Here is a 14,355-nt window from a genome sequence, read left to right as displayed (position 1 = left end):
AAAACCGGGGCAACCATTCTTGTTATTGTTTTGACCGGAATTGTTGTCAGCTTGATCAGAAGCTCGCGGTCAGCATCAGCCACACCTTGTCGGTGTCCACGCTGTAATCATCCGCGCTGTAGCTGGCGTACTTGATCACGCCGGTCAGGCCATCGGTAAGCTTGCGACCGTAGCTGATATCGATCTCGCTGCCGTAGTCCGCAGAAGACTCACTGGCAGTGAAAGTGTGGTAGGTCACACCCAGCTTGCCGCCGCCCACTTTCATGCTGCCACCCACATACAGGTCCTCGACACCGTCACCCGGGGTGGCCAGGAACTTGTCGGTAAAGCCCTGGTACTTGTGCAGGGTTGCCAGCGGGGTTGCGAAGCCGGTGCCGTTGTCCGCGCCCAGTACCTCGTAACCCAGTTTTGCATTTACCGGGCCGATGGCGCTGCCCACTTCTGCCAGGTAGTAAGGCACGCTGTAGTCGAGCGCACTGTCACCGGTTTCGGTCTGGTTGGCATAGCTCAGGTGTGCCTTGACCGGGCCAAACGCCCCCTTGTAATCCACACCGATGGTGCGGCTGGAAGCGTTCACCGCGTTGTCCAGGTCCAGCTCGTACAGGAAGCCGCTAACCTTGTGCCCCTCGGCTACCGGGTAAGTGGCGTGGAACAGCTGGATATCGCCCTCGAGATCGGACTTGCCGCTGTCTTCGCCGAATATACGGTTGACGTTGTACACGTAGCTGTAATCCAGCTGCAGGCCCTTGGCCGCACCGTACTGGTAGCGGTAACCGTCATAGGTCTGCTCGTTCTGGCGCCAGCCCACACCACCGACGAAGCGCTGGCCGTCCAGGTTGATACGCTGGCGGCCTGCAGTCACCACGGAGTTGTCGCCGCGGTACTGGATATAGGCCTGGTTGACCTCGGTACCTTCCGGATCCGCTACCACCGGGTATTCCACATTGCCGTTCACGGTGGAGTTGTAATCGTCGTCACCAACCGCGGTGACATCGTCCATCTCGATAAATGCACCAAAGCCGCGATAAGTGCCGCTGGTCCAGTTGATGCGGCTCTTCAGGGTGGAAGCCAGGGCCGTATCATCCAGGTTGTCCTGGTCCACGCTCTCGAGGCGATAGCGCAGGCTCACTGCAACCTTGCCGGACTTGAGCGCGTCGGCAAACGTTGCCTGGTCGGTATCGGCCGCTGCGGCCTGGAGTGCGGTAGTGCTGCAGGCACCGAGCAGGAGGGCGCCAAGGATTTTCGGAAGGTTTTGAGTGGTCATTCGCTTGTCCTCTGCGAGTGATTGAGTTGGGATGGCGACAAATTACAACGCTTTTTTTGCCGGCGGAATCAGCCGTTTTTCCATCGGCTGAATTTTCCTACCACCCACTCTCATGCAAGCGTAATACCAAGTTGGTAGTGTGACTTACCCACCCGGAAAGGGTTCGATATCCTCCTGCTGGTCGCGCAGGAAGTTGTGCTGCTGCGCAAACTGCAGCCGCTGCTGGTATCGCTCGCGCTGTATGGCCAGGTACATCACCAGCATGCAGAACGCGAGCACCCCGTAGAGCAGCATAAAGGCCGCGCTGTGTATACCCACTAAATCCTGCGCAATACCAAACATGACAGGCAGTGTGAAGCCGCCGAGCGCGCCGATGGTAGCCACCGTGCCGCCGACGCTGCCCATATGCGCGGGGTAATTGTCATGTAGCGCCTTGTACACAGAGGCGCGCCCGAAGCCTTGGGCAATACCGATCACCAGCAACAACAGCGTAAACAGCTCGATGCCCACTTCGATATTGAGCTGCACATCGCGCTCTACCCCGTGGATGGTCATGCTGGTGGGTGGGTAACTGAGGAAAAACAGGCACACCAGGCAGGTCCAGAACACGCTCCAGTTGACCGTGCGTGCACCAAAACGGTCCGCGAACCAGCCCCCCAGTGCGCGCACCGAACTGGACAGGGCCACAAACAGCAGGGTCAGGGCCATCGCCTTGGCGGTACTGGTCCCGTAGGCGGAGATGTAGTACTGCGGCAGCCACAGCAGCAACGCCAGGAAGCTGCCAAACACAAAGTAGTAATAAAGCCCGTAGCGCCATACGCGGATCTCGCGCAGCGGGTTCAGGTCATTGCCAATACTGTTGCTGCGCCGGCTCTGCATATAGCGGGTCTCCTCCGGCGCAAACAGGGCGAACAACAGGATCATCAGCAGCATGCCGGCGCCGTAGGCCGGCCCGATCCACTCGCGCCCGAACCAGTTCTCGATCGCGGGCGCCAGCGCCAGGGTAATGGCCGCACCGGCATTGCCCGCACCAAAGATGCCCATGGCGGTGCCCTGGCGACGACGCTCGAACCAGGGGCTGATATAGCGGATGCCCAGCACGAAGGACACACCGGAAATTCCCAGCCACAAACCGGCAAACAGGTGCCCCAGGTAACTTTCGATCCGCGGTAGTAACAGCAATACCGGCAGCAGCAGCACCATCTGCAGCAGGATCAGTTTCTTTGCCGAGAAGTGCTCCACCAGCAGGCCCGCCGGAAAGCGCAGCAGCGCCCCACTGAGGATGGGCGCCGACAACAGTATGCCGAATTCCGTGGCGGACAGGTCCAGCTGGCCCCGTATTTCCACCCCCAGGACTGCGTAAAGGGTCCACACGGAAAAGTTGGCGGCGAACATGGCCGTGGCAAAAATAAGGACCCGCCCGGCAAGTTGCTGGGTGTATTGCATCGCAGGCTCCAAAGCGTATTCGTTTCCTGCCGATTCTACGTTACTTTTGCGCGCGCGATTGCCCCCGCTGGTGTGTAGCAAGCGACTTACCTCCAAAGAATTTTTCACCCAACAGGAAAAACCGGCCACTACCACTTTGGGGGTAGCAAGTCGCAATTTGCCTGCGGAGCGGCCCCACTTCGCCTAGCCATTAGGGAGTAATCCCCAGGTTTTCTGCGGCCTTTGTGACCCCAACTACCCCCTTTGTCCGCTTTCCATGAGCGGCTGCATCCATACCATCGGAAACAACCAATTTTTCCTTTTACTTTTCATTCAATAAGTAACAGCCAAGCCGGAGATATAACCATGAGTCAATCCAGCGGCCTCAATTTATTCAATTGGGGCGACCCCAAAATAAAAACGCTACACGTCACCTGGTTCGCGTTTTTCCTGAGCTTCGTGGTGTGGTTTTCACACGCGCCACTGATGGTTTTCATCAAGGAAGCTTTCGACCTCACGAGCCAGCAGGTCAAGGCACTGCTGATCCTCAACGTTGCCCTCACGATCCCGGCGCGCATCATCATCGGTATGTTGGTGGACAAGCTGGGGCCCAGGCTGGTTTACAGCGGCCTGCTGATGATCTCATCGCTGATCTGTATCGGTTTCGCCACTGCGGACAGCTATGAATCCCTGGCGCTGTTCCGCTTCCTGCTGGGCTTCGTCGGTGCGGGCTTCGTGATCGGCATCCGCATGGTGGGCGAGTGGTTCCCGGCCAAACAGGTTGGTCTCGCGGAAGGCATCTATGGCGGCTGGGGTAACTTCGGTTCCGCGGCAGGCGCCATGACCCTGCCGACCCTCGCACTGCTGTTCGGCGGCGACGACGGCTGGCGCTACGCGCTGGGCCTGACCGGTGTCATTGCCGGCCTCTACGGCCTGGTCTACTACCGTGTTGCGCGCAACACCCCGAAAGGCTCCACCTACTTCAAGCCGAAGAAAACCGGTGGCTTGGAAGTGACCAGCAAGCGCGATCTCTACTTCTACCTGGCCATGAACGTACCCATGTACCTGGCACTGGCAGCCCTGGCCTACAAACTGTCCCCGGCCGGCGTTTCACTGCTGAGCCAGAGCGCCACCTACATCATGTGGGGCCTGCTGGTGGTACTGTTCGCCGTGCAGACCAAGATGATCTGGCGTGTGAACAAGGAGCACCTGGAACAAGGCGTACCGGAGCTTGAGAAGTACAAGTTCAAGCAGGTTGCCATCCTGGACGTGGCCTACTTCGTAACCTTCGGCTCTGAGTTGGCCGTGGTCTCCATGCTGCCGCTGTTCTTCCTCGAGACTTTCGAGGGCCTGAGCGCGGTACAGGCTGGCCTGCTGGCCTCTGGCTTCGCCTTCATGAACCTGGTGGCGCGCCCGACCGGTGGCTACTTCTCTGACAAGCTGGGCCGTCGTCGCAGCCTGATGTTCCTGGTGGGCGGCCTCGCCGTCGGCTACATGGTGCTGAGCCAGATCAACAGCGGCTGGTGGATTCCGGCAGCGGTACTGGCCACCATGTGCTGCTCTTTCTTCGTGCAGGCGGGTGAAGGTGCGGTGTTCGCCATAGTGCCGCTGGTCAAGCGTCGCATGACCGGGCAGATCGCGGGTATGGCCGGAGCCTACGGCAACGTGGGTGCGGTAACCTTCCTGACCGTGCTGTCCTACGTCAGCTACAGCCAGTTCTTCATGGTCATCGCCGGTGCGGCCGCGGTCATCTTCTTTGCCTGCGCCTTCCTGGATGAACCCAAGGGCAATATGGCGGAAGTGCTGCCGGACGGTACTGTGCAGCTGATCAGCGTGGAATAATCCGGGACTATAATCGGGGAACGGCCTGCGGGCCGTTTTCCCGTTTGCCCCCACAGATCCTAGGCAAGCTATACGAGAGGTCTTTCGAAAACGCATAAATACATCCCTGTAGCTCCGGCGCGCACGCCGAAATGTCGGACCACCATGTGCGCGACGGTTTCGAAAGACCTCCCGTATAGCTCGGCCACACAACACCAGGAAGGTAAAATGACGGACAGCCCAACAATCTCCGCCGCAAAGCCCCAGGCGCTGTTGCTGTCCCACGGCCTGTGCACCACCGCCGGCATCAAGCCGCAGAACGAGGACGCGGCCATCTTCCACTGGCCGGACAGCGCCCACCTGCAACAGAACCTGGGTGCCGTGGCGGCAGTGGCGGACGGGGTCAGCTCCGCCGAGGCCGGCGCGCTCGCCAGCAGCATGGCCACCGAGCAGTTCGTGCGCGATTACTACAAGGCGCCGGATACCTGGTCCGCCGCGCATGCCGGGCAGAAAATCCTGGCCTCCATCAACAGCAAACTGTACCGGCGCAGCCACGACTACCCGCAGGAAGAGAAAGGCTTCCTGTGTACCTTCTCCGCAGTGGTATTCAAGTCCCGCACCGCGCACTATTTCCATATCGGCGACAGCCGCATCTACCACCTGCGTGACAACCAGCTCAAGTGCCTGACCCGCGACCACAGCATCACCCTGTCGCATCGCCAGCAGATGCTGTCACGCGCGCTCGGCATGGATACCGGGCTGCAGGTGGACTACGGCCAGCTGGGGCTGGAACAGGGCGACCAGCTGCTGATCACCAGCGACGGGGTGCACGACTGGGTCGACGAGCAATACCTGCTGTCTGTACTCAACGATGCCGCCCTGGACGAACAACAGAAAGCGGAAACCCTGGTACGCGCAGCAGAGGAAAACTGCAGCGACGATAACCTGTCCGCACTGGTGGTACGGGTCTGCAACCTGCCGCAGACCACGCTCGACGATTACAGTCGCCAGCTGACCCGGCTACCGTTCCCGCCGGCACTGGAGCCCGGCATGATCCTGGACGGTTACCGGGTAGAGCGCGAACTTTTCTCCTCGCAGCGCAGCCAGCTGTACCTGGTGAATGATACCGAGTCCGGCGAAACGCTGGTGATGAAAACGCCCTCGGTCAATTATGAGGACGATGTCCACTATATCGATCGCTTTATCCAGGAAGAGTGGATTGGCCTGCGCATCCAGAGCCCCTATGTGGTCGGCCTGCACCGGCAGCAGCGCCCGCGGACCGCACTCTATTACCTGATGGAATATGTAGAGGGGCACACGCTGGAAGCCTGGATCGGCAACAACCGTTTCCCCAAACCCGCGCAGGCCTACCGCATCCTCAAAGACGTGGCGGCGGGCCTCAAGGCCTTCCACGACCAGGAAACTATCCACCAGGACCTGAAGCCCGCCAACATCATGGTCGATCGACAGGGCAAGGTGAAAATCATCGACTTCGGCTCGGTCTACGTGGCCGGCAGTGCCGAAGTGTTCCGTCCGCTTGAGCACCCGGGTGCGCTGGGCACCGCGTCCTATTCGGACCCGAACTATATCCTCGGCCGCAATACCGGCATCCAGGGCGATATCTATGCACTGGCGACCATCGCCTACGAGATGTTCACCGGCGAGCTCCCCTATGGCGAGGGCATCAACGACTGTCGCTCGAATGCCGATTACGAACAGCTGCGCTACCGCTCCGCCACGCAGTTCAACCCGGTGGTGCCCATCTGGTTTGACCGCACCCTGGAGCGCGGCTGCAGTATCGACCTGGAACAGCGCTACCATACTCTGCAGGCGTTCATCACGGACCTGGGCAACCCCAACCCGGACTACCTGCGCGACGACCCCACCGACAAGCGCGACGCCCACCTGTTCTGGAAGATCCTGTCCGGCATCTGGATCGTCACCCTGCTGGCGGTGATCGCACTGTTTTCATCGGGCAACTGACACGCCAGCCTCACCGGGCTAAGGCAACCCGCGCCTGACTCGTACGGGCGCGCAATATCGTTGCGCCGCAGATAACCCGACCCTGCCGCAGGCAACAGCGAAATTGATCCAGATCAAACCACGGCATCCCGCCCCTGTGACAATGAATCGAATATCCTGTGCAGGAGGCACGCCATGGACACCCTCTACGAACAACTCTGCCTGGACCACCGCAACCTGACCCGGTTGATGACGGCACTGGAAAGCCTGCTCGACGACCTGGCGCGATCGGAACGCGACCCGGCCACCCTGAGCATGATCCTCGACAGCATCGACTACATCTCGGTGTACCCGGACAAGTGGCACCATCCGATCGAGGAGAAGGTGATGGAAAAACTGCGGGCCAAGCCGGAATGCGACCAGGCGCTGCTGGATGAGATCCACAGCGAGCACAACGGGCTCGCCGACGCTACCCGGCACATGGCCACGCTGTTCTACGCCATCGCCAACGATTGCGCTGTGGAGCGCAACAACCTGCTCGGTAGCGCGCGCGAGTATGTGGCCATGCAGCGCCAGCATATAAAGCTGGAGAACCGCAAGCTGTTTCCGATGATGGAAAAGCTGATGAGCGAAGATGACTGGCGCGAAGTGCGCAGGAGCATCGACGCCAAAGCGGACCCGCTGTTCAGCGCCAGCATCCGCCAGCAATATGACGTCCTCTACCAGTATGTGGTGGAGTCTGCGAAGCAGCTGCGCGAGCCAATGCTGAACGCCAGTTGAGCAACTATTGCGTGGGCAATGGAACGGTCGCGAACCACGGCCGTTCCCGCAACTTGTCCGGCAGCCGCATTGGTACCTCCAATTCTACTGGGCCGGAGCTGGTATCCCTGCAATATCTGACGGTCTCAACTGCATGACGGTCGCCATTTCATCGAAGAAATCGGTTTCGGACTTGCGAACATGCCCGTCCGCCCGAAGCACATCCCTCAATGCATTGATCACCAGGATCCGGTCAGAATAATCCAGCTTTTTTGCGGCACGCGCGACATGCTTGTTGATAGAAGACTTCTCATACAGTTCGGATGAAGCTGCCACACGAATCTCACCGGCCGTGACTTCCTCATCCATATACTCCAGGAAAACTTTTTGCGTCACCTTGATCTCTGCGTCATGCGTATGCAGATCAACCCGTGACCCCCTGGCGAGCACCAGGAGCAGAATATCCCTGAATGCTTCGCGCTTTTGCTCGGCAGTTACCTCTGTATTAAACAGGGCCTTGAAACTCTCTACATTGATAATACCCATCTTTGCAATCTCCGTATTGCTGGTAAAACCTCGGCTTGAACAACATTTCATCTACGAAACCGGGTAGCACACCACTCTTGCAGACTCGCGGGGTCCAGCACAGAGCGCGCCCTCCGATATCCCAATTGCTACAGATCTAGTGTGCACCCTGCACCTGTAGTTCGACATTTGGCGAAGGTTCGCCAACATAACCGGATCTCTCTGCGACCTGGCCCAGCATCTTCAGTAGATGGGGAATCAGGCGCACGTTCTGCCGATCTTTTTCCCGATCAGCCTCGGACAGCATATCCCAGGACTTGAGATCCGGATGACTCATCCGAACCTCATCCCTCAATTCCCCGCACACATAACCCGACAGGTATTTGTCCGCCATCCAGCGCTGGTGCTCTACTTTTGCCAATACATCGATCTCTTCATCGGTCATTACAAACGAGCCGTAATCGTTTACTGCGGCCGATCTTGCGCAACCAATTATCCTTAACTTCACGTCAAGGTGATCCGCAGCTCGCTGATTCGCCACGCGCTTGTGCCGCGGCAGGTCCTCCCATGCTGTGCCAGAAGCATTTTTTAGCTCTGCATCACTCCCCGGAAAATCCGCGCCAAGATATTCCTCATGAATAACCCGCGCGACGGCATCAAGAGAGTCATTCACAATGACATCCTGAGTGATGGTCCTGTCCAGCGTCTCGAAATACTCTATTGGCTCTGCCTCGGACAAGTCTCCCTTGTTTCGCGTTACTTCCACAAACACATCGTCAACAACATCCGCGATCCAGGTCTGCTGGTTTAGGCAAATGACAAAATTCAGCTTTTCTATTTTATTGACAACCTGAATACGATTTATGCGCCGGACTGCCAGTATGCTGTCCACATCATGCGTCAAAGAGCAGTAACAGACCGCAAACTGCTCATGGGCCTGTATATCGAACCACTCCTGCGGCTTTATCGTTAAGGGATTCCTGAAAGTGAATGACAGCTCGATTACATCATCGAGATTCGGGAAGCGACGCTGAAACTTTTCGATTTCTTCACGGAAAGCGTCACAGCAAATCACGCGGGCTTTCGGTATCCTCAGATCGGGATAATGCGCGGTAAGCGCCAGCTGGATGATCATTTGTCGGACCAGCGGACTGAACCCCAGGAACAACACGTTCATGCCCCTGTCTTCAGCCGATTTCGGCAGGTAATATAAATCCGGTGCACACTCCGAAAAAATGTTCCTGGCAACGCTTTCATCCCGGTTAAAAATCTTGACCCGGAAGGTTTCGGTTATCAACCCAAAAAACGGATGCGATTCGAAAAGCTCATATATATCCGGAGAGTCGACCTCCATGTAACAGCAAAGCCAGCCCCGGTCATTTTTCTTAAAACGTTTCCAGATATTCCGCCCTACCGCATTCAGCCCACTATGCGGCCTGGATCCTGTTTTTGGCCGTACCAGGCGGTGCACGATTTTTGCAATCGCAATATTGGACTGCTCATCGCCAGTAAAGAGAAAGATCTCCCGCGCATCATAAACGCGTGCCCGGTTCAGTACAGCGCAGTCCAGCGCGTCGCCTCGGACGGCAATAGCGCCCTCCCGGCATAACGCCTCGACTCTTGGGTTTTCCGGCTTCCTATCTACCAGCACAACCGCCTTGCGGGACCTTTGCAGATACTCTCTGGCCAGCCGCTCCCCGGTTTCTCCGATTCCGCAAATCACGACGAACCTGCGCGGCGCAAATCGCAGGAAAAACAGGGAGACGTGGGTACCCACATGCAACCATATCGTCTTGACCGCGGCATAGATCAGCAAAAACGGGGAGAGAAGACGGACCAGCTGCATCTGCAGCGGCCATTCATCCGTAACGTCAGGGCCTTCGAATATAAAAAGCTGGAAGGTGCTGTAAACCGCGTCCCAGTAATTCACGGATCCTTCGGCGCCATCTGAAAGTTGCAGCCCGGCGTGGCCAACACAACCTATGGCAAAACAAATCACAATAAGTACCGACACCAGGACCCACTCATTTCTTCGAAGCAGGTCAGCCAACCCTCGCATTGCCTGTGTCATTTTCATTACAATTTTTCCCGGAATTCCAGAGAACCGGAGGATATAGAGAAATTCGAACGCTTTAGATGCGAAAACCAGTGGGATAACCCAGGGTGGTAAATGGTCCCGGCATACAGAGGGCGAGGAAAGCGAGCCCGGGAAAGACAAAGCCGGCGGTTTACTGGTTTGTATGCAGCGCGTTCGAAGGGAATTATGGACGTTTATCGGGGGGGCTTCTATTTCATTTTATTACAGCCACTTAAATGAAATGGGCGTGCTAAATCTACGTTCAATTAAAAACGTATGTACCGGACATTCTGTGACACGCATCCCGATTGGTGGCAGCGCAACCTTCTGCTGTCAGCACCGGACAAGTCGAGGAGCACCCCCGGAATATAGAAAACAGAAAAAAAGCGAAGAGAATCATACTGCCGGCCGCAATGCCGGGCCGGGTAATCAAACGGCCGCACTATGCGGCCGCCTTCATTTGCAGGTTGGGTTACTTGATTTCGATCTTCGTGGCCGGACGCTCACTGGGCTCCTTCTTCGGCGCTGTCAGGGTCAGCACGCCGTCCTTGAATTCCGCCTTGATATCGCTATCGGAAACATCGTCGCCGACATCAAAGCGACGCAGGTAGCTTCCGGTAAAGCGCTCACTGCGGATGACCTTCCCCTCCTTCTCCTCCCTGTCTTCCTGCTCCACTTTCGCTTCCAGCGTGAGGATGCCGTTGTCCAGGTGAACGTGAATATCCTCACGTTTTACCCCGGGCAGGTCGGCCACGATCCTGTACTGGTTATCCTGCTCCAGGATATCCACCTTGGGTGCGAAAGTCGTCGGGGTCATGAGGCCTGACGAGGGTCCGTGGTGCAACCACTCCGGAAAGAGCTGGTCCATATCGAAGAACGATTTTCGGGGTACGAGTTTCATGGCTGCGTCTCCTTTCGCTGTGGAATTGGCATTCCCTAGGATAAGGTCGGCAGCGGCAAGCCGCTTGATTCAGGTCAAAAAGGATTTGCGCTTACTGGCACAATGTTGCGCGATTTTTCGCGATCAGGAAACGGAGTTGCGCCCCAGTTCGCTTTCATCGAAGCTGCAGTGGGTGCCGGCCAGTTCACTCAGGCCAATCAGGTCCGTGATTTCCACATCGCGCTGGGCCACACGAATAAGGCCTTCTTTCTGGAAGCGCGAAAACAGGCGGCTGACCGTCTCTGCAGTGAGGCCCAGGTAATTGGCGATATCGGTACGCGGCATCGACAGTACAAAGCGGGTGGAGGAGTAACCGCGGCGCGCGTAGCGGCTGGAAATATTGATCAGCATCGCTGCCAGGCGCGTGTCGGCAGAGCGCTTGCCCAGCAGCATCAGGATCTCGTTTTCCTGCTGCAGCTCCTCGGAGAAGATGGCGTAGATCTGCTGCTGCAGCGCCGGCACCGCCTGCGCCAGTTCTTCCAGGCGCGCGAACGGCAGTACGCACACGCTGCTGGTTTCCAGTGCCTCGGCGTAACTCGGGTGGGTGCGACCGGAATAGGCGTCGAGGCCGAGGATCTCACCCGGCAGGGCGAAGTGGGTCACCTGGGTGTCGCCATCGGCAGCGATCACCGCGGTCTTGAAGCTGCCGGAGCGGATTGCGAACAGGTTGCTGAAGCTGTCGCCGGCGCCATACAGGCGCTCGCCAGCCTTGACGATCTGTTTCTTCTTGGTCACAGCCTCCAGCTTGTCCACGTCCTGATCGGACAGGCCGGCCGGCAGGCACAGGCGGCGGACAGAGCAATTACCACAACGAACTGGGGACTTGATTTGATCCATGCGCAATCGGTCTTCAACGGGTGTTCAAGCTTGAAAACCCGATTGTAACCCTGCTTTTGGCTGTTGTCCCGCCTCCATACTCCCGCAGCAACCGGGACATTGGTCCAGGCTGCCAGCGAAGTTGCGCCCCGCCTTTGCGCAGCGCCTTACAAGACGCGTGAATACCTGGTCTGGTTCTCGCCGGCGTGTAGGTGGGCATCGAACGCGGATGCCACATTGCGCGCGAACCAGCGCCCGCGCGGGGTGATGCGCAGGCTGGCGGCGTCGTCCTGCACCAGGCCATCGGCCACCATCGGTGCCAGACGCGCCAGCTCCGGGGCGAAGTAGGCGTCGAACGGCGCCCGCACCATCGCCGAGATCTCGGCCTTGTCCAGCGCCATGCGGCACATCAGCTCCATCACAATGTGCTGGCGCAGGCGGTCGTCCGCATCCAGGGTCCAGCCACGGAATGCCGCAGAGCCCGTCTCCTTGACCGCCGCCACATACTCCTTGACCTTGTGCTGGTTCTGCCAGAAACCATCGCTCGTATAGCTGATAGCGGAGGCACCGAGCCCCACCAGCGCATCCGCCGGCATCACCGTGTAGCCCTGGAAGTTGCGCTTCAGCGCGCCCTCACGCGCGGCGCGGCACAGTTCGTCGTCCGGGCGCGCAAAGTGATCCATGCCGAGGCTCTCGAACCCGGCCGCTTCCAGCGCCGCCACCGCGGCCAGCTGCATGTCGATCTTGTCCGCCGCACTCGGGGTGGCATCGGTGTCGATCAGGCGCTGCGCCTTGAAACGGTGCGGCAGGTGCGCGTAGTGGTACAGCGCGATGCGGTCCGGCGCCAGCTCGATCACGCGCTCGATGGTGCGCTCCAACGAGGCCACTGTCTGGTGCGGCAGGCCGTAGATCAGGTCATAGGAAATGGAATTGAAGCCCTTGTCACGCGCAGCGCTGGTGAGCGCCGCCACCTGGTCGGCACCGCAAAGGCGGTTGATGGCTTTCTGCACCTGCGGGTTGAAGTCCTGGATGCCCTTGCTGAGGCGATTGAAGCCCAGTTCACGCAGCGTATCCAGGGTCTCGATCCTGAGCGTGCGCGGATCCGCCTCGATGCTGTACTCCACGTCCTTGCCGGGGGTCAGGTTAAAGATCCCGGACAGGCCCTCCACCATGCGGCGCAGGTCGGTGTCATTCAGGAACGTGGGTGTGCCGCCCCCCAGGTGCAGCTGGATCACCGGTGCATCCGCCACCTTGTCCTTGTACCAGCGCGCCTCCTCCAGCAAAACGTCGAGATAGCTGGAGGCGAGGCCATACTGGTTGGTAATCACCTTGTTACAGGCGCAGAAGTAGCACAGCGAATGGCAGAACGGGATATGCACATACAGCGACAATGTCTTCACATCGCGCAGCGCATCCCACGGGTGCAGGCCGCCGATCGGGCCGAAGCGATCCGCCGTCGGATAAGACGTGTAGCGCGGACAGGGGCCGCTGTAGCGCGCGAGCAACTCGGGTGTCAGATCCCGTGCCTCGCATTGGGTGGCTGCGGTCATCGTGCAGGGTTCTCCGGTAAAAACGGGGGAGAAGGAGGGTAAATAGTAATGTCGCAAGCCTATCCCCGGGCGCCAAAAGAGTGCTTGATCTAGGTCAACCCCGGTGGCAGCACACCGAATAACATGTTAGAAACGGATCAGTCACAAGACCCCAGCGTCGCGGCGCGACGGATAGCAGACACGGGAGAGAAGAATGAAAAAGGTTCTGGTGATTCTGGACAAGCCCAAGCACGAGCAGATTGCCCTGCAGCGCGCGCTGGATTTTGCCGGGAAAAACAATGTGCAGCTGCACCTGATGAGCTTTGTGTACGAGCCCATGGTCTCGGCGCCGCACATGTACGACGTCTCCACCGACCTGATTGCGGAAATGAAGCAGGGACGCGAGCACTGGATGGAGTCCCTGCGGGACAAGTACCAGTTACCGGACAACACCGAGACCGAGGCCATCTGGTACTTCGATATTGCCGGCTGGGCGCTGGAACATATGGCGACCCACTCCTACGACCTGGTCATCAAAACCGCGCAGAAGCAGTACGGCAAGGGCGGCTTCGGCTCCATCGACTGGCGCCTGATCGAGCACGCACCGGTACCGGTATGGCTCGCGGTGAACACCCCGTGGATCAAGCGTGAGAAAGTGGTTGCGGCACTGGACCCGGCGCTGGACAACGAACTGCACCAGCAACTCAACGGCCGCGTGCTGGCCGCCGGTGGCGATTTTGCCAGCCGCCTGGACTCGCAACTGGAAGTAGCCGCCTGCCTGCCGTTCTCAGGGATTCTGGAAGAGCTGGGCATTGCACCGAAGCCGGAAGACCACGCGGAAAAAATGCGGGCCATGGAGCCGGTGATCCAGGGGCTGCTGGACAAGGCCGGCGTCGAGAGCAGCCAGATGCACCTGCTCGCCGGCAAGCCGGCGCGCGAGATCAACCGGGTGGTGGACCGCAACAAGGCCAAACTGATGATTGTCGGCCGCGGCGTGCGCGAAGGCGCCGGGCGCCTGCTGCTTGGCAACACTGCCGAGCGCATCCTGGGCAGGGCCAATACCGATGTGCTGGTAGTGCCCTAGGCTTTTATGATGCTCTGGGCGGCAATGCTACAGGGGGTATTTTTCAAAAACGCATGAATACTTCCCTGTAGCTCCTGCGCGCCGTCCATGGCGCGCAAGGTTTTGAAAAATATCCCCTGCAGCATTACCTGCACTTCTACCCATTCAACGAAA

At 58.7% G+C, this 14,355-nt stretch carries 11 protein-coding genes; 4 read left to right on the top strand and 7 right to left on the bottom strand.

The window, feature by feature from the left end:
* Positions 1-55: 55 nt before the first annotated feature.
* Positions 56-1,264, bottom strand: coding sequence for an alginate export family protein (locus tag QSJ80_RS10130; RefSeq protein ID WP_285764333.1), 1,209 nt, complete (start codon positions 1,262-1,264; stop codon positions 56-58).
* Positions 1,265-1,408: 144 nt separating this feature from the next.
* A complete protein-coding gene (locus tag QSJ80_RS10125; RefSeq protein ID WP_285764332.1) occupies positions 1,409-2,710 on the bottom strand; it encodes an MFS transporter in 1,302 nt (433 codons plus the stop codon).
* Positions 2,711-3,055: 345 nt separating this feature from the next.
* Here QSJ80_RS10125 and QSJ80_RS10120 point away from each other — a divergent pair, with 345 nt between their 5' ends.
* The 3 genes from QSJ80_RS10120 to QSJ80_RS10110 all read left to right on the top strand — a co-directional run bounded on the left by QSJ80_RS10120 (position 3,056) and on the right by QSJ80_RS10110 (position 7,252).
* A complete protein-coding gene (locus tag QSJ80_RS10120) occupies positions 3,056-4,531 on the top strand; it encodes a NarK family nitrate/nitrite MFS transporter (protein WP_285764331.1) in 1,476 nt (491 codons plus the stop codon).
* A gap of 207 nt (positions 4,532-4,738) precedes the next feature.
* Positions 4,739-6,493, top strand: coding sequence for a bifunctional protein-serine/threonine kinase/phosphatase (locus QSJ80_RS10115; RefSeq protein WP_285764330.1), 1,755 nt, complete (start codon positions 4,739-4,741; stop codon positions 6,491-6,493).
* Positions 6,494-6,667: 174 nt separating this feature from the next.
* Positions 6,668-7,252 (top strand): hemerythrin domain-containing protein, encoded by a 585-nt coding sequence (locus QSJ80_RS10110; RefSeq protein ID WP_285764329.1) that lies wholly within the window; start codon positions 6,668-6,670, stop codon positions 7,250-7,252.
* Between the two features lie 84 nt (positions 7,253-7,336).
* Here the strand turns inward: QSJ80_RS10110 and QSJ80_RS10105 are convergent, their stop codons facing one another.
* The 5 genes from QSJ80_RS10105 to hemN form a co-directional block, all read right to left on the bottom strand.
* A complete protein-coding gene (locus QSJ80_RS10105) occupies positions 7,337-7,777 on the bottom strand; it encodes a TerB family tellurite resistance protein (RefSeq protein WP_285764328.1) in 441 nt (146 codons plus the stop codon).
* Between the two features lie 136 nt (positions 7,778-7,913).
* Positions 7,914-9,833: an NAD-binding protein gene (locus tag QSJ80_RS10100; RefSeq protein ID WP_285764327.1), complete on the bottom strand. Its 1,920-nt coding sequence runs from the start codon at positions 9,831-9,833 to the stop codon at positions 7,914-7,916.
* Positions 9,834-10,305: 472 nt separating this feature from the next.
* Positions 10,306-10,734 carry an Hsp20/alpha crystallin family protein gene (locus QSJ80_RS10095; protein ID WP_285764326.1) on the bottom strand — a complete coding sequence of 143 codons (429 nt, stop codon included), beginning with the start codon at positions 10,732-10,734 and terminating at the stop codon, positions 10,306-10,308.
* Positions 10,735-10,857: 123 nt separating this feature from the next.
* Positions 10,858-11,610 carry a fumarate/nitrate reduction transcriptional regulator Fnr gene (gene fnr / locus QSJ80_RS10090; RefSeq protein ID WP_285764325.1) on the bottom strand — a complete coding sequence of 251 codons (753 nt, stop codon included), beginning with the start codon at positions 11,608-11,610 and terminating at the stop codon, positions 10,858-10,860.
* A 146-nt stretch (positions 11,611-11,756) separates the two neighbouring features.
* Positions 11,757-13,139, bottom strand: a complete 1,383-nt coding sequence (gene hemN, locus QSJ80_RS10085) for an oxygen-independent coproporphyrinogen III oxidase (RefSeq protein ID WP_285764324.1) — start codon at positions 13,137-13,139, stop codon at positions 11,757-11,759.
* A 193-nt stretch (positions 13,140-13,332) separates the two neighbouring features.
* Between hemN and QSJ80_RS10080 the strand changes: the two genes are divergently transcribed.
* Complete coding sequence (locus QSJ80_RS10080; protein WP_285764323.1) at positions 13,333-14,202, top strand: universal stress protein; 870 nt, start codon at positions 13,333-13,335, stop codon at positions 14,200-14,202.
* Positions 14,203-14,355: the final 153 nt, after the last annotated feature.

Source organism: Biformimicrobium ophioploci (assembly GCF_030270605.1).
GTDB lineage: Bacteria > Pseudomonadota > Gammaproteobacteria > Pseudomonadales > Cellvibrionaceae > Biformimicrobium > Biformimicrobium ophioploci.
This window is presented reverse-complemented; position numbering and strand designations above follow the sequence as displayed.

Bases quoted from the DNA above. Each gene is read 5' to 3' on its own strand.
- QSJ80_RS10130 (WP_285764333.1), bottom strand. From the start codon at position 1,264: ATGACCACTCAAAACCTTCCGAAAATCCTTGGCGCCCTCCTGCTCGGT.
- QSJ80_RS10125 (WP_285764332.1), bottom strand. From the start codon at position 2,710: ATGCAATACACCCAGCAACTTGCCGGGCGGGTCCTTATTTTTGCCACG.
- QSJ80_RS10120 (WP_285764331.1), top strand. From the start codon at position 3,056: ATGAGTCAATCCAGCGGCCTCAATTTATTCAATTGGGGCGACCCCAAA.
- QSJ80_RS10115 (WP_285764330.1), top strand. From the start codon at position 4,739: ATGACGGACAGCCCAACAATCTCCGCCGCAAAGCCCCAGGCGCTGTTG.
- QSJ80_RS10110 (WP_285764329.1), top strand. From the start codon at position 6,668: ATGGACACCCTCTACGAACAACTCTGCCTGGACCACCGCAACCTGACC.
- QSJ80_RS10105 (WP_285764328.1), bottom strand. From the start codon at position 7,777: ATGGGTATTATCAATGTAGAGAGTTTCAAGGCCCTGTTTAATACAGAG.
- QSJ80_RS10100 (WP_285764327.1), bottom strand. From the start codon at position 9,833: ATGAAAATGACACAGGCAATGCGAGGGTTGGCTGACCTGCTTCGAAGA.
- QSJ80_RS10095 (WP_285764326.1), bottom strand. From the start codon at position 10,734: ATGAAACTCGTACCCCGAAAATCGTTCTTCGATATGGACCAGCTCTTT.
- fnr (WP_285764325.1), bottom strand. From the start codon at position 11,610: ATGGATCAAATCAAGTCCCCAGTTCGTTGTGGTAATTGCTCTGTCCGC.
- hemN (WP_285764324.1), bottom strand. From the start codon at position 13,139: ATGACCGCAGCCACCCAATGCGAGGCACGGGATCTGACACCCGAGTTG.
- QSJ80_RS10080 (WP_285764323.1), top strand. From the start codon at position 13,333: ATGAAAAAGGTTCTGGTGATTCTGGACAAGCCCAAGCACGAGCAGATT.